Raw genomic sequence first — 21,561 nt, 5'->3', positions numbered from 1 at the left:
GCGTTGATATGTGTCGTCATGACAGAGAGCCTCAACCCCGCGCTTGCCCGACGCATCGCCCTTGCCGCGCAAGGCTTTGGTGAGGCCATGCCTTCTATTGTCAGGGCTAACCATTTGCGGCGTACTATCGCCCGGCTCGGTCTCCACCAGATCGACAGCGTCAACGTGTTGACGCGAGCTCACTACCTTCCGGCCTATTCGCGCCTTGGTGTTTATGATCCGAGGTTGCTGGAGGCCGACGCCTGGGGGCCACTCCGATCGCGTCGGCTCTTCGAATATTGGGCGCACGAAGCGTCTTTGATCCCCCTCCCCCTCCAGCCGTTGCTGCGATGGCGACAGGCAATGGCAGACGCTGGCGAGACTGGATGGAAGGGTCTGCGCATATTCGCGCGCGATCGGCGGGCGGACGCGATCTCGATCCTCGAGCGCATCCGCAACGACGGACCCCTCGCTGCATCCGATATCGAAAGCGGGAAGCGACGCGCAGGCTGGTGGGAGTGGGGCGACAGCAAGATGGCGCTGGAGTGGCTTTTCTGGTCCGGCCACATCACCACTGCGACACGACGTGCGAGTTTCGAGCGAGTGTATGATCTCACCGAGCGCGTGTTGCCACAGACGATCCTCGCTCTCCCCACCCCGGAACCTGCGGCAGCCAGACGCCAACTCATTGAGCACAGCGCCCGCGCCCTTGGCGTAGCAACGGCAAAAGATCTGCGTGACTATTTCCGGCTTTCTCCAACAGAGGCTCATCCAGCTATTGCGCAGCTCGTGGAGGAGGGCGTCCTTCAGCCCGTGAAGATTGATGGGTGGAACCAGTCAACGTGGTTGCACCGGGAGGCGAGGCGCCCACGACGAATACGCCATGCCGCTTTGCTAGCGCCATTCGATCCATTGATCTGGGAACGCGACCGCGCCGAGCGCCTCTTTGGCATACGCTATCGGATCGAAATATACGTCCCTGCTCCGCTGCGCACCTATGGATATTATGTTCTACCGTTCCTGCTTGATGAGCAGATCGTCGCACGGGTCGACCTGAAGGCAGACCGGAAAGCGAAAGCGCTACTCGTTCAACAAAAGACGTTCGAGAGCGACGCGCCTGCTCATGCCGGCGAAGAGCTGGACGAGGCCCTCCGGTCAATGGCGCGGTGGCTGGGATTGGACCGTGTGATATTCGGCGATGCGGTGAGGGGCGTGTGACCGCCTGCACGACCCTTTGTGGCACAAATTGCAGGGCTGCAATTTGTGCTGTTACGGCCGGCCTCGCCGATTGAAAAAGGCTTCGCACCAGCCCTTCCAGGACTTTTCGAGTTTCGTACCGGACAGGGTGTTCAAGCGAGCGCCCATATGGTCGCGATAGGCCTCGGCGATCATGTCGACGTCCCAGCCACCGCCATAGCGAACTCCAATCTCACGAGCCGCCTCCTCGGTAGCCCCGAAATGCAGCCGGCCCCGGGGGAACCTTGCCCACAATTCTACTCCGCCCGACGACGCCGCGTCCGAGCTTACCAGCGCAGCAGTTACCTTCTTCAGGACATTCGCCACGTCCACGCCGTCGACGGTCGGGCTGTGGGGAAGGGGACTATCGCTTGCCACGACCTTCTCGACGGTATCGTCGCGCCTAGCTTTCCGTCCCTTCGAATGACGCTCGAGTTCGTCGACCGTTGCAATCTGCGCCGGCGCATCTTTCGAGACGAACCGGAACTCGATCTCGATCACGGCACGGCCTCGCCGGATCTCTTGCCATTCGACTGTGAAGTGGGCGAGCTGGTCGATCTCTGCCTTGGCGACCGTCAGAACCTTGCGGCGTAGCTGAGCGAAGTCGGCATACTTGTCGGGATCGATCCCCAGCGCCGCGCGCAAACCCACCATATCGACTTTCCACACAGGTTGCCGTCTGTGGAGGCGAAGAGCGCCCTCTTCGTACAGCTTCAGGGCATAGGCTGACCTGAACCCTAGCACGGCCTGGCGGTTCATCACCGCATAGGTTTCGGACTCCTGGATAAGCCGGCGAGCGTCAGGCGTGAACTGCCACTCGATCCAGCCCGTTTCCTTGTCGTTGTCCTCGACCTCTTCCCAAGACGCCTGAATAAGGTTGAAACGCTTCGTGGCGCGCTTGCCGCGCCAAGATTTGTCATCCTCTGCGAAGAGCGTTCTGTGCAACTCTTCAAGCATATCGACAATTCGTTCGTTGCCCTTGTGGCCGCGACGGATGTCCGACTTTCGCATACGGTGCGTCGTGTCTTGCCAGGCATCGCCGCCCGCAGTCAGGATCATGAGGGCGAGGAGGCGGGAGGCGGTCAGACTGAGCGATTGCCCTTTGACGAAGCGGACCTCGACAAGGCGACCGGGTTTGGCGAACTGGTCGCCACCCTTGCGAGCGAGCGCTGCAGCCACGCGCATCGAGCGGGCGGCCGAAGTCTCTTCGCCGCCTTCCTCGTCTACGCTTTCCGCTGGCACTCCCATGCGATTCACCTCACACTGTTTCGGAAACTGCCTATCCTGACCTCGTTCGTCAAGTCAGGTCAGGTTAGACTCTTCTTAGAGCCCCCAAAAGGTCAGGATAGATTCGCCGTGAGAATCGGACATTCCGCCTGTGATTCCGCCGAGTCGCAATTGTCAGCGGTATCGCGCGAAACAGGGACCAAAAAGCGGCTCGAAACACATGGTTCGGTCACGATACCACGCCTCCCCCAAGAAGACAGGATGATCCCCAAGAGGTCAGGTTAGAGCCCCCGCCAGGACAGGTTACATCCCCCGCGAAGTCAGGCAAAAGCCCCCAAGAGGTCAGGTTAGACCCTGATTCAGTCTGTGGTTTCAAACACATAGCGGCCCTGAATCATAGAATCATTAGAATCTTAGAATCACCCCGACGCTGCGCGCCGGGCGTTTTTATAGATGGAGTCTTTCAGAAGAAGTGATTCGGTGGTGCCCGGTGACCAGCGGTGGCAGCTATCGCTCACCAAGATCCGCATCATCAGTCGGGCGTAGCTCGTCCCCAAGATCAACCGCCAACCATCGAGTGAAGACGGCCTGTTGCTTCCCCTGCCTATCCCTCCAACTGGGGGGATAGGAGCCCAGGTCGTGCTCCCGTACCGTGCAGCCCACGGCAGCTCAGCAGTCATATGGCGTGCGAAATCCGATCGTTTGCTCGTTCATGTTTGCTCAGCGCCAAGCTGGAGGCACCATGATCAACTTCGCAAAGTTCGAGATTATAGGGCGGATCGGGGAGATCGACGCCAAACCCAAGGTCACCAATGTCTCGGTCTGCGCGAATTATCGCCGCCGTGGTGAAGGCGATGAGTGGATCGAGGACAGCTACTGGAACCGCGTCGTGATCTTCAGCGAGGGCCAGAGAAAGTATATCGAAGAACGTGTCCATGTCGGCGATCTCGTCCGGGTAGCGGGCCGGCTACGCGACAGTTCCTACGAGCGTGATGGAACGACCCATTACACGACCGACCGGATCGTCGAGGAATTCGGTGTCCTCGCACCAAAATCAGCATAGCGCCGCGAAGAGGGGAGGGGGCAGGCCGGGTTTGCGCTTCCGGTTCGAGAAGGAGTTTCCCTATGCCTGCCTCTTTAGACGCAGCGACTCGCGCAAAGCAGATCGTCGAACGCCTGGGCGGCCGATGGACAGGCTCACACGGCGAGTGCCGATGCCCTGCGCATGATGATCGATCGCCAAGCCTGTCCGTTCGCTTGGGAACGAAGGCCATCCTGTTCAAATGCTTTGCCGGCTGCACCTCGATCGACATCCTGAAGGCGCTCGATCGGCAGGGCCTCCATGACCGCGCCCCCATTCACGTTGAACCGCGCCTGCCTGCTCGTGATCTGAGCGGTCTCGCCAAAACCTTATGGCATCGTAGCGTGGCTATCGATGGTACGCTTGCTGAAAGCTATCTCAGCGCCCGAGGCGTTTTCACGCCAACGCCTGAGCTACGGTTCAATCCCACGACGATCATCGGGAAGGGCAAGGAGCGCCGAAGTCTGCCGGCGATGATTGCCGCCGTGAAAAACGAACTCGGACTGGTCGCGGTCCATCGCACGTTCCTGGATCCTTCCGACATCCTGCATCGCCCGTTTCGCAAGCCGAAGCTTGCGCTCGGGCTGCTGGGATCGGGCAGTGTGCAATTCGGCGTACCGCAAGACACGCTTGGATTGGCCGAAGGGATCGAAGATGCCCTTTCAGCGCGCGACTGGTTTGACCTGCCAGTCTGGGCGGTGCTCGGCGCCGAGCGCTACGCCCATGTCGGCATACCCTCGAGCGTCAGGCGGGTCATAGTATTCGGGCAGCGCAATGAGGCGGCACGGACATGCTTTGAGCGCGCCTACGAACATCTCTCTGCCAACGACCGCCAGGTCGAACACTGGCTTCCAAAAGATCATGACGACTGGAATGACGCCCTGCGCGACAGGCTTGCCCGCAATTCGGTTCCCAGGTCCGGTCTGCTGACCCAGCCATTGTAGAGAGGAGAGGGGGCCTTCGGCGAGACGGCCCGGTGCTGATCATCGGGCGACATCAAGGAGCCCCATTATGCCCGCTACCGCCTCCGCCGTTGCTGAACTCGACTTCTCCGACCCCGCCATCATTGCCGCGCGCGAAATCGCCGCAAAGATCGGGAGCAATATTCCCATCGATCGACCCACGCTGATCGGCGCCATGACCCGCGCCTATGGCTCGGCACCCGCGAGCGGGGACTGGTCGATCCGTGATGCCTATGATGTGCTCGAACTGGGGCAGGTGCTCTTCCTGTCCGGCAGCACATTGCCGGACGCGGCGCCGGCTCAGCTTGCGCTTGTCGCCGCCATGGTCGCGCGCCTGCCGGTTCATAGCGTACGCAGCGAGAAGCAGATTGATCTCCAGCAATTCTCGACACCGGCATCGATCGCCCTGATCGCGACGCGGCTCGCCGGCATCGGCGAGCGCGACATCGTACTCGAACCCTCGGCAGGGACTGGCCTGCTCGCCATCTTCGCCCGACGTGCCCAGGCCCGGCTGATCCTCAACGAGATTGATCCCTGGCGCCGGGCCATGCTCGCGGCTGCTTACCCCGATGCACGCATCTTCGGCCATGACGGTGAGCTCATCGACGATCTGCTGCCGGACGATCTCGTGCCGGATGTCATCCTCATCAATCCGCCGTTCTCGCGCAGTGAGGGCCGTGGCCGTGATCGGGTCGCGGGCCTGCGCCACCTGCGATCTGCCCTCACGCGCCTGCGCCCGGGTGGTCGCTGTGTCGCAATCCTTCCCACCCGCGTTGATCCGCAATCGAGTGAATGGAAGATCGCGACCGCCGGCTCGACGCTCGTTCGCCAGATCGAATTACCGGCGTCTGCCTATGCGCGGCACGGTACGACACAGGCTGTGCAGCTCCTCCTCCTGCACAAGGGCGGTGAAGGCGTTCCGGCCAGCGCGATCAGCTGCGCCACCCTGGACGAGGCCCTCGATGCGTGTTCCCTTCACCCAATGCCGACTGCGGCAAGGCCGTCCATACGCCCGGGCCGGGTGATATCGCGGCCTTCAGCTCTGCTTGCCGGAGCGCGCCGTGGTGCCATCAAGCCCTTGGCGCCGAGGCGCGTCGACGTGGCTGCCCCGGTGGAACCCATCGCATTCGAGGTGCTCGACGCTCCCGCGCCGGTCGGCGAACCCTCCGGGCTCTACCTTCCCTATCGACCGAGCCGGATCGCCCTGGCAGCAGCGCGGCCTCACCCGACGGCGCTCGTGGAATCGATCGCTATGGGTTCGATCGCCGCGCCGAAGACAAGCTATGCGCCGATCTTGCCACCGAAATTGCTCGCCGAAAACATACTCTCGGATGCGCAGGTCGAGACCGTCGTCTATGCAGGCGCTGCGTTCGAGCGAGATCTTCCGGGCCGATTCCTGACCATGGACGAAGGTCTCACATTGACGCCGGACGAGGCGGGAAGCGGGGTTCGCACCGGCTTCTTCCTGGGCGATGGCACTGGGGCGGGCAAAGGCCGTCAGGTCGCAGCGATCCTGCTCGACCAGTGGCTGCGCGGCCGCCGCAAACATGTCTGGATCTCCAAGACCGAGACGCTGCTCGAAGATGCCCGTCGTGATTGGGTTGCCGTCGGCGGGCTTGCGCTCGATCTCCAACATCTCAACCAGTGGAAGCTCGGAACGGCGATCGGGGCCAGTGAGGGCGTGCTCTTCCTCACCTATGCTACGTTGCGGTCGAGCCGTGGCGACAAGGGCACGCGCCTCAAACAGATCACCGATTGGCTGGGTGCCGGCTATGACGGCATGATCGTCTTCGACGAAGCCCATGAAATGGCCGGTGTGGCTGGCGGGGAAGGGCGGTTCGGCACCTCCAAGGGATCCGAGCAGGGCATCGCCGGCGTCCGGCTGCAAAATCTCCTGCCCCGCGCCCGCGTCCTCTACGTGTCCGCAACGGGGGCCTCGGACGTCAACAATCTGGCCTATGCCACCCGGCTTGGCCTTTGGGGTCCGGGAACGGCATTTTCCGACCGCCGCGATTTCGTCGAGAGCCTGCGTCAGGGCGGTATCGCGGCAATGGAACTGATCGCCCGCGATCTGAAGGCACAAGGCCTTTATGCGGCACGCGCGCTCAGTTTCGCTGGCGTCGAATATGACATCCTCGAACATCAGCTGACCGCCGATCAGATCGCTATCTACGATGCCTATGCGGACGCCTGGAGCATCTTATGCGCAGCTGCGCATAAGACGGCTTATCGCGAGGAAGCGATAATGCGCAGGAACGCGGCGTAGTCGCGGAATTTCCGTTATCTGGCGCAAATTTGCTGCGCATTATTTTGGTTGCGAACCTCGGCGGTCTCTGGACCAACCGAGGAGACAATCATGTTGAAGTTGCACGATGAGCTGATCGCCAAGCTCACGAATTTCCTGACGGAGCGAAATTACAATCCCGTGGTGGTTGCGAACCATCGCCTCTATGCTCGTGCGTTTCTCGATTACCTGGCCGAATGCGATATCCGGGTGGAATCCGTGACGCCCGGGCAGGTCGATCAGTATTTCCACTATGCGATCGAGGATTTTCAGGCCCGGTATGGCCGGGATCCCAGCCCACGCTGGCACAAGCTGCCGCGCACGGCGATTTCCAAGCTGCTTCGGCTTGCCCAGGGCAAATGGCCTCCCGAACCGGAACTGACCGGACCCGACGCGGCGTTCCGCCATGCGATCTGCTGCGAATACGAGGCATGGCTGCGCGACGAACGCGGTCTGGCGAGTGCGAGCATTGCGGCGGCGATGTGGGAGGCACGAAACTTCCTGCGCTGGCAGTTCGATCGCGGCGGCGGAGCTGGTCTCGCAACACTGAATGTCAGGGATGTCGATCTCTACATGGACATGCGCGGGCCTGGCCTGCGGCGCAAGTCACTGGCGGATGTTGCGGAGCGGCTCCGCTCGGTGGTCCGCTATCTGCACCGGACGGGTCGTATCCCGACCGATCTCACCCCGCACATCATCGGTCCCATGCTCTACGCCTATGAAGATGTGCCCTCGACGCTGGACACGGAGCAAATCGCGGCGGTGCTGGCAGCTGCGAAGACGGACCTGTCGCCGCGAGGGCTGCGCGATCATGCGATACTTCAGCTGCTTGCGACATATGGCCTGCGCGAAGGCGAAATCTGTCGCCTGCGCCTTGAGGACGTGAACTGGCGCGAAGAATCCCTGCATATCCGCCACACCAAGACCAATGCGCATTCCGCCATGCCGCTCCTGGCGCCGGTTGGCGAGGCGCTGTTCGATTACCTTCGCCATGGGCGGCCCCGGACCGAAGCGCGGGAGGTCTTCGTCCGGTCCTGCGCGCCCTATATCGCGATGACGAACCTGTATGGCATGGTCAGGGGACGGTTGTCGGCCGCAGGCGTCGAACCGCCCGGGAAGCGGGGACCGCATGTGTTCCGTCACGCCCGTGCGGTTGAAATGCTGCGGGCGTCGGTCCCGCAAAAGATTATCGGCGACGTGCTCGGGCATCGATCCACCGAATCCACCAATACTTATCTCAAACTGGCAACAGATGATCTCCGAGCCGTGGCACTCGATGTGCCTGGAATGGAGGTGCTGTCATGAGCGCCTGGCACGATCCCGATCGCACCGTCGTCGACGCCTTCCTGGTAAAATCGCAGTTCCGGCCGGGAAGCGTACCGACCTATCGCTGGTTCCTTCGCACCTTCGAAGATGTTGCCCGCCGGCATCCGGCGGTGGACCGGCAGATGCTCGAGGCCTGGCTGAAGGAAATGGCAAGACGCTGGCGAATGTCGACATTGCTGAACCAGGTCTGCATCGTCGATCGCTTCCTTGACCACCTCGCCGAAATCGGACTGATCGCCGACAATCCCATTGTCGCGCTTCGCCGTCGGTACAACGTCAAACACAGCAAGCCGATCTGGCGCGCGCTGGCGTCGTCCAATCCCGATGAGGAAGTCGCCGCGTTGCGACAGCCTGCACCCTTCGGCAGCGTGCTGGGCGACTTCATGCGCGATCATGTCGCGCTGATGCACAGCCGGGGCTATCAGTATGAAACGCAGGGCCACTGGATATTGCGGTTCGACCGGTTCCTTCAGGCGAACCCCGAACTTGCCGGGTCATCGCTTGAAACCATGCTGGCGTGCTGGAAGGCGGCCAAACCAACTCGCAATCACGCGGCTGAATGCCAGAAGCTCGGGCGCCTCCTGACCAAGGCGCGGCATCGCCTCGATCCCGGCATCCCGCCGAAACGCTTTGACGCCCGGCCCGAACGGGAAGTGGCGCGAGAACATCGGCGGCCGCATATCTTCAGCCCGTCCGATGTCCGGAACATGCTCAATGTTGCCCGTTCCTACCCGTCGCCAAATGCACCGCTGCGACCGATGGTCCTCTACACCATGGTGCTTCTGGCCTATTGTGCCGGTCTGCGCCGCAGCGAACTCGCCAGACTCGATCTGGGCGACGTGGACTTCCAGTCGGGCACGATCACGATCCGGCAAACGAAGTTCTACAAGACCCGGCTCCTGCCATTGACAGGCAGCGTCCTCGCCGAACTGCGCGCCTATATCGATGCAAGGCAGCGCGCAGGTGCGCCGCAAAATCCGGAATCAGGTCTGTTCTGGCACGGGCACTTCAATGATCGCTACACGCCGCGGTCTGTCTCGACGATGATCACCGATGTCATGCGCCGCGCCGGGTTCAAGGCCCCGACCGGGCGAACGGGGCCGCGCGTTCACGATCTGCGCCATTCGATGGTCGTCAACCGGATACTCCAATGGTACCGGGCCGGCGTCAATCCGCAGGACAAGCTGCACTTCCTCTCCACCTACATGGGCCACCGGGATATCAACTCCACGCTGGTCTACATCACCGTCACGCAGGATCTGCTGCAGGAAGCAAGCGAACGCTTCCGTGCCGTCGGCGCCCGATGCCTCACCATGGAGGCGCGGCCATGACGAGAAGCAACCCGTTCCCCTCTCTGTTGCGGGCGTTCTTCCAGGAATGGCTGGTCGAGCAACGCAGTGCTTCGGTCCATACGATCCGGTCCTATCGTGACACCTGGCGGCTGTTGCTGCGCTTTATCGCCGAGCGAAAAGGCGGCGGGGTCGCGCGAGTCGCACTGGCCGATATCTCTGCCGACGAGGTGCGCGCGTTCCTCCACCATACCGAACATGGGCGCGGGTCCACGATCGGCACGCGTAACTGCCGGCTCGCCGCGATCCGCAGCTTCTTCAGCTTCGTGGCGGACAGGAATCCGGAATATGTCGCGCAATGCGCAGAGGTTCTGACCGTACCGCTCAAGCGGGAACCGACATCCGCGCCGTGCTATCTCGAGCCGGCGGAAGTCGAGGCGATTCTCGCCCAACCCGATCGGAGCACTGTCGCGGGAATGCGCGACCATGCGTTGCTCTCGTTCCTGTACAACAGCGGCGCGCGGATCCAGGAAGCGCTTGATCTGTGCCCCGACGCGATCCGGTTCGATGCACCCCACTGCGCTCGCCTCAATGGCAAGGGGCGCAAGGAACGGATCTGTCCGCTCTGGCCGGAAACCGTGACGTTGATCGAAAAGTTACTGGAACGCCAACCGCGTGCGCCAGACGAGCGCATCTTCGTCAACCGATATGGCAAGCCGCTGGGCGCGTCGGGCGTGCGGTTCAAACTCGCCGCCTATGTTGACGAGGCAGCCAAGGCTGTGCCGTCGCTCCGGTCCAAGCATGTGACGCCGCACAGCTTCCGGCACGCAACCGCCGTCCACCTTGTAGCAGCCGGAGTGGACATTACCGTTATCCGCAGTTGGCTGGGGCATGTCAGCCTCGACACGACCAACCACTACGCACAGGCCAATCTCGAGACCAAGCGAAAGGCGCTGGAACAGGTGGGTGCGCCGGCGGCGAGCAACGTACCCCCTTCGTGGAAACGGGATGCCAGCCTGATGGAGTGGCTCGACACCCTGTGAAATAATGCGCAGGAAATGCCGCAATGTTCCGCAGTCTGGCGGGGCCTACGCCGCGTTCCTGCGCATTATCGCTTCCTCGCGATAAGGTATCATTCACCGCAACCTGCAGGCCGCGCTCGACGCGACCCGTATCACCGACAGTTTCAGCAAATCGACCTATAATGGCGGTGCCAAGGCTGCGGCGATCTCGATCTTCGAATCGACCAAACAGCGGTTCTTTGCCCAGCTTCTGATTTCGCTGAAACTGCCATCGCTGATCCCTGCCATTCATGCCGATCTTGCTCGCGGTGATTGCGTGGTGATCCAGCTCGTCTCGACGGCCGAGGCGATGCTCGATCGAACGCTGGCCGCCCTTGATGCCGAGGCGAGGGCCAATCTCGATATCGAACTGTCCCCGCGTGAGTTCCTCATGGACTATCTGAGCGCGGCGTTCCCGACGCGGCAAATGCGAACCTACACCGACGATTCCGGCAATGTCCGGTCCGAGCCGATGATCGACGAGGACGGGCGTCCTGTTCACAGCCAGGAGGCCATGCGGATGCGCGACCAGCTGTTGGAAGAACTGTGCGCTCTCCCGGTCGTAGGCTCCGCGCTGGACCATATCATCGGTCATTTCGGCGTCGATCAGGTTGCCGAGGTCACCGGACGATCGCGCCGGATCGTGGCAGATGGGCGTGGTGGGCAGCGTCTCGAAAGCCGGTCCCCGCGCAGCAATCTTGCCGAAACCGATGCTTTCATGCGCGGCGCCAAGCGCATCCTCATCTTCTCGGATGCCGGCGGCACCGGCCGCAGCTATCACGCCAGTCTCGCGGCCGAAAATCAAAGCCGCCGCATTCACTATCTGCTTGAGCCAGGCTGGCGAGCCGACGCTGCGATCCAGGGTCTGGGGCGTACCCACCGCACCCATCAGGCATCTGCACCGCTTTTTCGTCCAGTTTCGACCGATTGCCGGGGTGAACGCCGCTTCATCTCGACGATCGCGCGCCGTCTCGACAGCCTGGGCGCACTCACCCGCGGCCAGCGCCAGACCGGCGGGCAGGGCCTGTTCAATCCCCGCGACAATCTGGAATCGGATTTCGCCAAGGACTCACTCGTCACCTGGTTCCGGCTGCTCTTCGCCGGCAAGCTCGCCTCGACCAGCTTTGCAGATTTTCAGGCGCTGACGGGCCTTAATCTGGAAGGTGAGGGCGGTGGCATGGTCGAGGATCTGCCGCCTATACAGCGCTGGCTGAACCGTATCCTAGCGTTGAGGATCAGCCTGCAGAACGCGATTTTCGACGAATATCTCGGCTTGATCGAGGCACGGATCGAGGCGGCGCGGGAAGCCGGTACGCTCGATGTCGGCGTCGAGACGATCGATGCCGAGCGGATCACCATTCTCGACCGGACCTGTATCCGCGAAGACCCGGTGAGCGGCGCTGTCACGGAAATGCTGCGGCTCGAGACCGAGCAACGCTATCGTCCGGTCACCCGCGATCGTGTCGAATGGCTGCTCCAGGATGGCGAGAGCCGGTGCGTGGTGAACCGTCGCTCGGGCAAGGCCGCCATCTGCAGCGCCACCCATTCACTCACCGACGAGGACGGCCAGCTGGTAAAGCGCTGGGAGTTGGTCCGGCCGGCACGGACCGAGCGTCTCCGTCAGGACCTGTTTCTCGAAACGCTGTGGGAGGATGCGGACGCCGAGGAATTCGCGAAGCTCTGGGATCAGGAGGTCGAGGATCTGAGACACCGCACGCGAACCGAGACGATCTACCTCGTCACTGGCCTCCTCCTTCCCGTCTGGGGCAAGCTTCCCGACGATCATGTCCAGGTCTGGCGCCTGAAGACTGAAGACGGGCAGTCACTGCTTGGTCGTCTCATCCCGGCACCGATGGTGTCCAAGGTCAGCAGCGCATTCGGCGTGGCGGGCGGGATCGAGCTCGCACCGACCGATATCGTCCGGCACGTACTCGATAGCGGCGGTGTGGAGCCGGTCGGTGCATATCATCTCAAGCGCAGTCTCGTGGCGGGCGAGCAGCGCCTTGAGCTGATCGACTGGCCTCCAAGCCGGCTGGCCGAACTCAAGGCGCTGGGCTGCTTCTCCGAGATCATCTCCTATCGCACCCGACTGTTCCTGCCGCCCACCCGCGCTGCCGATATCCTGGCGCGCATCGCTGCCTGATCCGCTCGGCGACGATCACGCGTGCCGCGCCGCAACAACCGGCGAGGGATGACCGGGATCGTCGCCGCATTGGCCCCATCGCGCAGTGTCCGGCGCGCGTCCGCGCGTCTTCGACCGGCCCGATCACCCTCATGTGAGAGGGGAGGGGGCTTCGCCTTGGTGGGCCTGATGAGCAGGTCCCGAGCGCGGCACGCTGGCGCTCGTCTCTCCTACGGAGAAATCCGATGATCCAATCCGTCAAAGTGAAGAACCTGTCCCTGTCCAAGGACAATGTTCGCAAGAGCAATCGCGACCTCGATATCGAATCCTTCGCTGCCACCATCGCGGCGCATGGGCTGCTGCAGAATCTCGTGGTCACCCCCCTAAAGAAGAACGGCCATTTCACGGTCAAGGCCGGTGGGCGTCGCCTGCGCGCGCTCCAGCATCTGATCGCGACGGGCGTCCTGCCCACTGATCATGAAGTGCCGGCCTTGGTCCTGGCTGACGATGCCGACAGCACCGAGGCGAGCCTCGCGGAGAATTTCGGTCGCTTGCCGATGAACCCGGCGGACGAAGCGACCGCCTTCAATCACTTCATCGACAAGGGCGCGTCGGCCGAAGACGTCGCTAAGCGGTTCGGCGTGACCACCCGATTTGTCGAGCAGCGCGTTCGCCTCGCGGAACTGGCACCCTGCATCTTCCAGGCGCTCGCTGCCGGTGAAATCAGTCTGGGCGTCGCACAGGCCTATGCGGTCACCGGCGACACCGACCGCCAGGCGCGGGTCTTCGAACAGATGAAGTCGGCCTATTACGGCAATCAACCCGACAATATCCGGCGTGCGATCCTGAACGGCACCGTCAAGGCGAACGACGTCAAGGCGCGCTTTGTTGGCCGGGATGCCTATCTCGCCGCCGGCGGCCGCATCGAGGGCGACCTGTTCGCCTCTGAGGGCGACGAGAACTGGATCGATGTCGAGCTCCTGGAGGATCTGGCGGCACAGAAGCTCGAAGCCGCTGCCGCTGAACTGGCCGAGTCCCAGGGTCTCGCATTCGTCACGCCAGTAGCGGCGACGCATGTGCCCTACGATACCGAACGGCAACTGCATGAATATCATGCTACTGCCCGCCCGCTGACGGAGGCCGAACAGGTCCGGGTCGAGGCCCTTGAGATGGAAAATGACACGCTGGTCGATCAGCTCGAATCTGAGCTGGTCGACGGCACCGAGGAGGCTGAGGCGGCAACTGCCCGGCTCGAAGAAATCGAGCGTGAACTCGATGATCTCGACGCCGCCCGCAAGGTCGTCGATCCCGAGGTCCGCGCCCAGCTCGGCACCTTCGTCTATATCGGCGGCGACGGGGCTGTCCGCGTCCATACCCGGATGTTCAGCGAGAAGCCGGTGGTCGATCCGAACGCACCTGTGGTGGTCAGCCCGATTGGCGGGGCCGATGATGTGGTCGAGCAGGGGGTCAAGCTCAGCGCGACCTTGATCGACGAGCTCGCCACCCAGCGGCGTCAAATCCTTGTCGCCCATCTTGCAAGCGATCCGGCGCTCGCGCTCGACCTCACCATCTTCCTCATGGCGCAGGATGCCGTCTTCGCGAACAATTATGTCCGCAGCCACTCGACGCTGAAAGCCTCACCCTCGCAATTCCCGATCTTCGCGTTTCGCGACGAGGGCTCGCTCGCGTCGCAGACGATCGCCGATCAACGGCAAGCGCTTGTTACCAGCTGGGCGGGGCACGACACGATGTCGGCGCGCTTCGATGCCTTCCGCGCGCTTGACGACGAGGCCCGGGGCGGATGGGTCGCCTTCGTCATCGCTCAGACGTTCGAGCCGACGCTGAATGCCGGTGATGGCGGTCGGCTCAACGGGTTCCACGATCACCTCGGCCGGATCCTCGACATCCGAGTCGAGCAGTGGTGGCGTCCGACGGCCGCAAACTTCTTCGGCCGGGTGAAGAAGGATGTCATGCTGGACGCGCTGGAGGACATCGGCGGCCCGATCCTGCGTGGTCGTTACAAGGACGCCAAGAAAGGCGACCTCGCCACCACCTGCGCGGCGCTCTGCAATGGTCAGGGCATCGTAGAGGCTGAGATCCGGGAGAAGGCAACCGCCTGGCTGCCCGACGCCATGCGGTTCGATGCGATCGAAAAGCCGGAACGCTATCCCGCCCGCTCGGCCTTCCTTGAGGCTGAGGAGGACGAGGATGTCGAGGCGGTCGATGATGCGCTGGACGGCGAGGACGTCGAGCCGGTGGGCGATATCACGGACGACGATGGCCTGAGCGAAGCGGCCTGACGCTCAACCGACAGTTCGAGGCGACTTGGGGCGGTGCTCTTCGGAGTGCCGCCCTTTTTTTCATGATCCGTCAGCCGTCGGGTCCGCCTCTTTTCAAATCGGAGATTGATCGTGGCCAAGACCACCGACAAGCCATCGCCTGCCGAAATCATCACCAGCACCATCATCGACCGACTCGAAGCTGGCGTCCGACCGTGGGTGAAACCCTGGCGCCCCGGGCTCGGGGGTCGACCGCTGCGTGTGACCGGCGAACCCTATCGTGGCATCAACTGCTTCTGGCTGTGGCTGGTGGCGGAGAGCGCCGGATATAGCGCGCGTACGTGGATGACCTACAAACAGGCTCAGGCGCTCGGTGGCCAGGTCCGTCAGGGCGAAAAATCCCAGTTTGCGATCTTCTACAAGACCTACACCAAAGAGGTCGCCTCGCCAGTGACAGGGGCCGTGACCGACGAGGTCCGGGCGATGCTGCGCAGCTATGCGGTCTTCAATGTCGATCAGATCGAGGGGCTGCCCGCCGACTTTTATCCAAGCCGTATCGCACTCGTCGCGCCAGGTGACGTACTGCCCGACCGGGCAGATCAGTTCGTGCGCGCGCTTCCTGCATCGGTGCAGGTTCGCGGCGACCGCGCCTTTTATGACCGCGTCGCCGACAGCATCACCATGCCGCCGATCGAGCTGTTCACGACGCAAGCCTATTGGGCGTCGACGCTTGCGCACGAAGCTGGGCACTGGACGGGCCATCCCGACCGCCTCAATCGCGAATTCGGCAAGAAGTTCGGCGATGACGCTTATGCGTTCGAGGAACTGTGCGCTGAGATGACCGCTGCGCTCCTCGGGGCTGATCTCGGCCTTCCGACCGCGCATCTCGATGACCATGCCAGCTACATCGCCTCATGGCTGCGGGTGCTCAAGCGCGATAGCCGGGCGGTCATGACCGCTGCCGCCAAGGCGGAAGCGGCGGCGGGCTATCTGCTGCGCGCTACCGGCCTTGCCGATGCCGATGATTGTGGCGAGACCGTTCGTGAAGCGGCGTGATCGTGGACGGCCTCCCCGACCTCGCCGCCTACCGCCGCTTCGTCGTGGCCTTCAGCGGCGGCAAGGACAGCCTCGCCAGCCTCCTCGTCCTGTTGACGCACGGCTTTCCTCCCGAACGGATCGAATTGCATCACCATGATGTGGACGGCCAGGGGCCGAGCTTCATGGATTGGCCCTGCACACCGGCTTATGTCGAGGCGCTCGCCCACCATCTGGGCATCGTCCTATATCGGTCCTACCGGGTCGGCGGGTTCGTGCGAGAACTCGACCGAGAAAACGCGGCGACCGCACCGATCATATTCGACACCCCCGAGGGTTCGCGCGTTGCGGGCGGGTCCGGGCCATTGGGCACTCGGGGCCTGTTCCCGCAGGTCTCGGCCGATCTTCGGGTGCGCTGGTGCAGCCCGGCGCTCAAGATCGATGTGCTTGCGGCGGCCATCCGCAATCAAGGCCGCTTTTTCGAGGGCAAGACCCTCGTTCTCACCGGGGAACGTGCGGAGGAAAGCCCCGGTCGAGCCCGCTATGCGGCGCTCGAACCCTATCGGACCATGAGCAGCCGGCGCCATGTCGATCATTGGCGGCCAGTGCTGCGTTGGACCGAGCAGCAGGTGTGGGACATCATCGCGTCGGCGCGGATCAGGCCGCATCCGGCATATCGGCTAGGCTGGGGCCGCCTCTCATGTCGATGCTGCATTTTCGGGACGGCCGATCAATGGGCGACCATGCGCTTGATCTTCCCAGAAGCGTTCGAGGTCATCGCCCGCCGCGAAGCGGCGAGCGGCAGGACGATCCATCGCTCGCTGAGCGTGACCGAATTGGCCGACCGAGGGTGCCCGTATCCGGCGGCTCTGACCCATGAGGATGATCGGTCGCAGGCGGATGATCCCGTCTGGCGGCTGCCGATCACGCTCGACCCTTGGTCGTTGCCGGCAGGCGCGTTCGGCGAACTCGCTGGTCCGACCTGATCCCGGCTGGAGCGAGAGGAGAGGGGGCCTCCGGCAGGGTGCGCATCATGGCGCCAAGCTGGAGGCTGACCGATGTTCTACGATACGTTCTATCGCCACAATCAGGCGCTCACTCCCGACCCGGACGCAACCATCGGCGCCGCGCTTCATGGGTTGCTTAGCGCGATCGACGATTGTCGGCGCGCCGGTAAGTCCATCGAACAGGACGCAGCGATCCTGCTCCTCATCCGTGCGCTGGCCGGCAGCGCTGCGCGCGCCGCACCGGATGTCGCCGCTGTTGTCGCACGATGCGCGGCCGATCGCGCAGCGATCCTCGCCCATCCGGCTCTGCTTGCCATTGCCGGCCATCATGTCGGTGGGGACCGGATCGCCAAGCGGACCTTTCATGCGCAGGCACGGCAGGCGCTTGCGCGCGTCACCGAGGCGCTCGGTCTCGCGCCAGAGGAGTTCAAAATCGTCGTCACGGCCGGTGGCGATCATGACGATGGCATGACCGAGTTGCGCCATGCCGACTTCACCGTCCGCGTCGTGCCGCGCGGCTTTCTGCCCGATAGTGAGGTGACCTGGTTCCGGTGCGCGCACGGCGTGATTGCCGGCCATACCTCTCACGGCAAGGCGGCGCTTCTGCTTGAGCCCGGCGCCTTCGCTCGCCGCCTTTCGGCGCTGCGCCCCGCTCGCGCGCCCTTGCCGGTCGCGGCCTGACCATCGGCTTCATCCATGGACCGAGATTCGTCCGGCGCTCAAATCAAGGAGGCCATTATGGCTGACTATTACACGCATTTCTCCTGCGCGCTCGATGTCGGCAACCGCGCCAATGTCGAGCAGGCGCTCGCCTTGTATGCCGATGCGCTCCCGAATGAGGATGGCCTCACTTTCTCCGATGGCTTCAGGCTCGAACCGCCCGCCGATGAAGGCACCGAGCTTTGGATCCACGACGATGGCCGAGGCGATGTCGAGCTGGTCATCAGCTTCGTGCTGCTTTGCGCCGAGACGCTCTTCTTGGAGGGGCGGTGGGGCTTCGAATATGGGCTGGCCGCTTCACGTCCGTTGCTCGATGGCTTCGGCGGAGGCGCGTATGTGGTCGACCTGTCCGACCGATGTTCCCTCAGCTGGACGTCGACGTCGGAGTGGCTGGCCGGCGCCCTGGCAGGAGGCGACGGCGATGCCTGAGCTCATCACCACCACCGTCTATCGGCTCCAAGAGCTGTCGGCGACCGCGAAAGATGCAGCGCGCAGCTGGTATCGACAGGACGCACCCTGCGATGAATGGCATGAATTTGTGTTCGACGACTTCGCGCGCATTTGCGAGCTCATCGGCGTCGAACTGGGCAGCCATGCTGTTCGCCTCTATGGGGGTGGAACCCGGCAGGCGCCGCGCATCTGGTTCTCAGGCTTCTCGAGCCAAGGCGACGGAGCCTGTTTCGAAGGGCGCTACCGCTTTGCCCGGGCTTCGGTGAAGGCGATCCGCGCCCATGCGCCTCGCGATGGCGAACTCCACCGGATTGCGGATACGTTGGCGGCGATCCAGCGGTTGAACTTCTACCAGCTTGAGGCCGGCATCACTCATCGCGGCCGCTATTATCACGAATATAGCATGACGATCGACGTCGAGCGGTCCGGTCCTGTCGAAAGCGCGATGACCGACGGTGCCGAAGAGGTGGTGGTGGAGGCGCTGCGCGACCTCGCACGGTGGCTCTATCGCCAGCTCGAAGCCGAATATGCGTATCAGACGGCCGACGAGCAGGTCGATGCGGCGATCATCGCCAATGACTACAGCTTCACCGATGACGGTGTGCGCTTCCCATGACACGGCCCCCTGTCATCGCGGCATGGGGCGCCGGCGTCGATTCCACAGCGATGATCATCGAACTGGCGGAACGGGGAGAGCCCATCGATATGGTGCTGTTCGCTGATCCAGGGTCCGAAAAGAACCAGACCTATGTCTTCATCCCGCTGTTCCGCGCCTGGATGGAGGAACGCGGCATCCCCTCAGAGATCGTTCGGTATCAGCCGCGCCATTTCAAACACTGGCCGCCCTATGCGACCATTGCCGAAAATATGCTCACTAACGCGACGCTCCCTTCGGTCGTGTTCGGGGGCGGATCCTGCTCGCAAAAATGGAAGGTGGCCCCCCAGGAAGCATGGACGGCGGGCTGGGAGCCGGCGCGCCGTTGCTGGGACGGAGGAGGGCGGGTCACCAAGCTGATCGGCTACGACGCCTCGGCGCGCGACACGCAGCGTTACCGCCATGCGCTCGGCTGCGAGGATCCGCGCTACCACTATCGTTATCCGTTGCGCGAATGGGGATGGGATCGCGCGCGGTGCGCAGCGCGGATTGCAGCCGCAGGTCTGCCCGTTCCCCCGAAATCGAGCTGCTTCTTCTGCGGCGCGATGAAGCCGGACGAAGTCATGGAGCTGTCGAACGATGAACTGCGCGTCATCGTGTTGATGGAGGCACGCGCGCGGCCGCGCTTACGCAATGTGCAGGGTCTGTGGCGCAAGCCGGTGCTCGGTTGTCGCGGTGCTACACCCCGTCCCGGCAGCATCACCGAGTTTATCCGCGAGCGGGGGCTGCTGCCGCCGTCCGAGATCGACCGGATCGTGGACATCGCGCCAGACGAGCTTTTGGATTTCCAGGCGGCGCAAGCCGCCCTTCCTGTCGTGAAGCGGACGCCTATGGGCGACTGGCTCTACGATTTCCAGCACGCAGTTGCAGCGCTGCGCACCACAACACGCCTGCCTGATGATCCCGAGCGCGCATCGGTCAGGTCGCGTTTCAGCCAAGGAGGACCGGATGCCACGCTATAACCACCTTGTGACGATCGCCTTCAGCATCGTTTCGGACCACGTGTGCGGCGAGGATTTCACGCCAGCGATGCTCAAGGAGGCATTGTTCGCGCGGATCCGTCACCTCGACACCAGTACCGACGGGGTCGAGTGGCTCGAAGCTGTCGGCGCGCCATGCGACACCTATGAGGAAGAGCCGCCTATGGTCTCCGATCGCTGACACCAACGACGGCTGCGCGAACGATGGGCCGCGTCGGACCATGTCGATCATGTCAGCGATCGTGGCGACGGCGGGCGCAAGCATGGGCACGAGCTTGCAGCGTCCTCGACCATGATGACGCCAACTCACCCTGCGTTGGTCTCGCCCCTCCATCGTCAAGTATCGGTGCGAGGAGGTCGACGCGCCTTGCACCATAGGACACCAGGCCAATTCTGTTGGACGAGCGGCGCAGTGAGCCGATGTTGAACCTTTCGCTGCGACCTCGATGATCCGCTTATGCGGACGCTGCCTGTCATGGTGCGGGCACCAGATGACGATGCCGGTTCCATGCCGGAGCGGGGTATGACACCGCCAAGTTCAAACGGGTGACAGGGCGATCCGAAGCCACAGACCTCGCTAAGAGCGGCTGCGAGGGGGATTTGGGGCTTACCGTCTGAACCGACAGCCTCGCCGCCAGAGGATGCGGCACATGGGCGGTCGCGAGGGCCAGGCAACCCTTTCGCAGCGGGCCGTGTTGCCGCGTGCCGCGGCTGCCCGCTCCACCCCGCCACGAAAGGGTTTCCCTCGGCTACGCCTCGGTGCCTGACCCTCTCGATCGACCGCCCAGAAGGTGCGCATCCGGCGGAGAGGCCGCCGGTTCAGAACCGAAAGGCAAGCCATCATGTCCACCTCGCTAGCAGCCGCCTTGGCGGCACTGGAACTGGGCCATCTCGAACCTGCCGCCGAAGAATTGTCGGGCATGGCGCCACCGCCGACCGAGGCCCTGGAGCAAACCGTCACCGCGATCTGGAGCGACCTGTTCACGACGATGACGAACACGTCGATCGAACGCGACATCGAAGATCTCGGCTGGAGCCTGGTCAATCTCTTCCACCGCGCCGCTGCCAAGAAGCACGGGCTGGTCGACCGGCTTACCGACGACATTCGGCTCCTCCTCGCCGACCAGGACGGCTCCGAGATCAGCACCAACGACCTGGAGGAGAAGATCGACCTCGCCAAGAAGGTCGAGGAATCCGCAGGCTCCTTCGAGGTCATGCGCGACGTCGCTGCCGCTCACTATATGCGCGAGACGGGCCGGTCCTGGGTTCCATCTTCCGGCAACCGCATTTCGCTCGGCGTCACGGCCGCGATCGTCGACGGCAACGCCTTCCTACGGGCACGTCGCGAACGTCGCCTCGAAGCCAATACCGCCCGCGGTACGCCGGTAGTGTTCGCAGGTGGCCGTCTGACCTTCGCCAATGATGCCGACCTCAAGACTTTCGCTGACAATCTGCTGGCGACGCTCAACAAGGTCCGCGCTCATGTCGGCGATATGTATCTCGTCCATGGTGGCGACATGAAGGGCATCGAGCGGCTTGCAGCCTCTTGGGCCGAACAGAAGGGCATCCAGCAAGTGCGGTTCGGTCTCGATCGCAAGCTGGGGGACCGTGCCGGCTTCCGCCGCAACGAACAGATGCTCTCGCTCAACCCTCGGTTTGTCATCGCTTTCCAAGGCAATGGTGTGACCGAGCGGCTCGTGATCGAGGCGAAAGCCCGCAACATCCGTGTCGTTGACCGGCGGGGGCCGCTCGGCGCCCCTCCGGCATCCCTCAAAGCCGAGGGCCGTCAGCGATCACGCTGACGGCCAGGGGGCACCCTGACGTGGGTGCCTTCCCCATTTGCTCGCCGCATTGGGAAAAAATGCCCG

The 21,561-nt window shown here is 63.2% G+C and carries 18 protein-coding genes; 17 read left to right on the top strand and 1 reads right to left on the bottom strand.

The window, feature by feature from the left end:
• Positions 1–18 precede the first annotated feature (18 nt).
• On the top strand, positions 19–1,197 hold the full coding sequence (locus U0025_RS24900; RefSeq protein WP_004212855.1) for a winged helix-turn-helix domain-containing protein: 1,179 nt from the start codon (positions 19–21) through the stop codon (positions 1,195–1,197).
• Between the two features lie 51 nt (positions 1,198–1,248).
• Here the strand turns inward: U0025_RS24900 and U0025_RS24895 are convergent, their stop codons facing one another.
• Positions 1,249–2,400: a replication initiation protein gene (locus U0025_RS24895; protein WP_037492281.1), complete on the bottom strand. Its 1,152-nt coding sequence runs from the start codon at positions 2,398–2,400 to the stop codon at positions 1,249–1,251.
• A gap of 784 nt (positions 2,401–3,184) precedes the next feature.
• Between U0025_RS24895 and U0025_RS24890 the strand changes: the two genes are divergently transcribed.
• From U0025_RS24890 to U0025_RS24815, 16 genes are all read left to right on the top strand, one after another.
• The gene (locus U0025_RS24890; RefSeq protein ID WP_004212853.1) at positions 3,185–3,505 is read left to right on the top strand and encodes a single-stranded DNA-binding protein; all 321 of its coding nucleotides are present in this window, start codon (positions 3,185–3,187) and stop codon (positions 3,503–3,505) included.
• 194 nt (positions 3,506–3,699) lie between these two features.
• A complete protein-coding gene (locus tag U0025_RS24885) occupies positions 3,700–4,467 on the top strand; it encodes a DUF7146 domain-containing protein (RefSeq protein ID WP_323156776.1) in 768 nt (255 codons plus the stop codon).
• Positions 4,468–4,534: 67 nt separating this feature from the next.
• On the top strand, positions 4,535–6,751 hold the full coding sequence (locus U0025_RS24880; protein WP_004212850.1) for a strawberry notch-like NTP hydrolase domain-containing protein: 2,217 nt from the start codon (positions 4,535–4,537) through the stop codon (positions 6,749–6,751).
• Between the two features lie 90 nt (positions 6,752–6,841).
• A complete protein-coding gene (locus U0025_RS24875) occupies positions 6,842–8,074 on the top strand; it encodes a site-specific integrase (protein WP_004212848.1) in 1,233 nt (410 codons plus the stop codon).
• Positions 8,071–9,426 (top strand): tyrosine-type recombinase/integrase, encoded by a 1,356-nt coding sequence (locus tag U0025_RS24870; protein ID WP_004212846.1) that lies wholly within the window; start codon positions 8,071–8,073, stop codon positions 9,424–9,426. Before U0025_RS24875 ends, U0025_RS24870 begins: the two co-directional genes overlap by 4 nt.
• A complete protein-coding gene (locus U0025_RS24865; protein WP_004212845.1) occupies positions 9,423–10,427 on the top strand; it encodes a tyrosine-type recombinase/integrase in 1,005 nt (334 codons plus the stop codon). Before U0025_RS24870 ends, U0025_RS24865 begins: the two co-directional genes overlap by 4 nt.
• 295 nt (positions 10,428–10,722) lie before the next feature.
• Positions 10,723–12,588 (top strand): strawberry notch C-terminal domain-containing protein, encoded by a 1,866-nt coding sequence (locus U0025_RS24860; protein WP_004212843.1) that lies wholly within the window; start codon positions 10,723–10,725, stop codon positions 12,586–12,588.
• A 224-nt stretch (positions 12,589–12,812) separates the two neighbouring features.
• Complete coding sequence (locus U0025_RS24855; RefSeq protein ID WP_004212842.1) at positions 12,813–14,867, top strand: ParB/RepB/Spo0J family partition protein; 2,055 nt, start codon at positions 12,813–12,815, stop codon at positions 14,865–14,867.
• 111 nt (positions 14,868–14,978) lie between these two features.
• Positions 14,979–15,902 carry an ArdC family protein gene (locus tag U0025_RS24850; RefSeq protein WP_004212841.1) on the top strand — a complete coding sequence of 308 codons (924 nt, stop codon included), beginning with the start codon at positions 14,979–14,981 and terminating at the stop codon, positions 15,900–15,902.
• Positions 15,899–16,867, top strand: coding sequence for a phosphoadenosine phosphosulfate reductase domain-containing protein (locus tag U0025_RS24845; protein WP_004212840.1), 969 nt, complete (start codon positions 15,899–15,901; stop codon positions 16,865–16,867). Before U0025_RS24850 ends, U0025_RS24845 begins: the two co-directional genes overlap by 4 nt.
• Before the next feature lie 72 nt (positions 16,868–16,939).
• On the top strand, positions 16,940–17,569 hold the full coding sequence (locus tag U0025_RS24840; protein WP_004212839.1) for a hypothetical protein: 630 nt from the start codon (positions 16,940–16,942) through the stop codon (positions 17,567–17,569).
• 57 nt (positions 17,570–17,626) lie between these two features.
• Positions 17,627–18,037: a hypothetical protein gene (locus tag U0025_RS24835; protein WP_004212838.1), complete on the top strand. Its 411-nt coding sequence runs from the start codon at positions 17,627–17,629 to the stop codon at positions 18,035–18,037.
• Positions 18,030–18,674: a hypothetical protein gene (locus tag U0025_RS24830; RefSeq protein WP_004212837.1), complete on the top strand. Its 645-nt coding sequence runs from the start codon at positions 18,030–18,032 to the stop codon at positions 18,672–18,674. The genes U0025_RS24835 and U0025_RS24830 overlap by 8 nt, the downstream gene beginning before the upstream one ends.
• Positions 18,671–19,675 carry a hypothetical protein gene (locus tag U0025_RS24825; protein WP_004212836.1) on the top strand — a complete coding sequence of 335 codons (1,005 nt, stop codon included), beginning with the start codon at positions 18,671–18,673 and terminating at the stop codon, positions 19,673–19,675. Before U0025_RS24830 ends, U0025_RS24825 begins: the two co-directional genes overlap by 4 nt.
• Positions 19,662–19,874 carry a hypothetical protein gene (locus U0025_RS24820; protein ID WP_004212835.1) on the top strand — a complete coding sequence of 71 codons (213 nt, stop codon included), beginning with the start codon at positions 19,662–19,664 and terminating at the stop codon, positions 19,872–19,874. Before U0025_RS24825 ends, U0025_RS24820 begins: the two co-directional genes overlap by 14 nt.
• Positions 19,875–20,535: 661 nt before the next feature.
• Positions 20,536–21,495, top strand: coding sequence for a DUF2493 domain-containing protein (locus tag U0025_RS24815; protein WP_004212834.1), 960 nt, complete (start codon positions 20,536–20,538; stop codon positions 21,493–21,495).
• Positions 21,496–21,561 lie beyond the last annotated feature (66 nt).

Source organism: Sphingobium yanoikuyae (genome assembly GCF_034424525.1).
Taxonomy (GTDB): domain Bacteria; phylum Pseudomonadota; class Alphaproteobacteria; order Sphingomonadales; family Sphingomonadaceae; genus Sphingobium; species Sphingobium yanoikuyae.
This window is presented reverse-complemented; position numbering and strand designations above follow the sequence as displayed.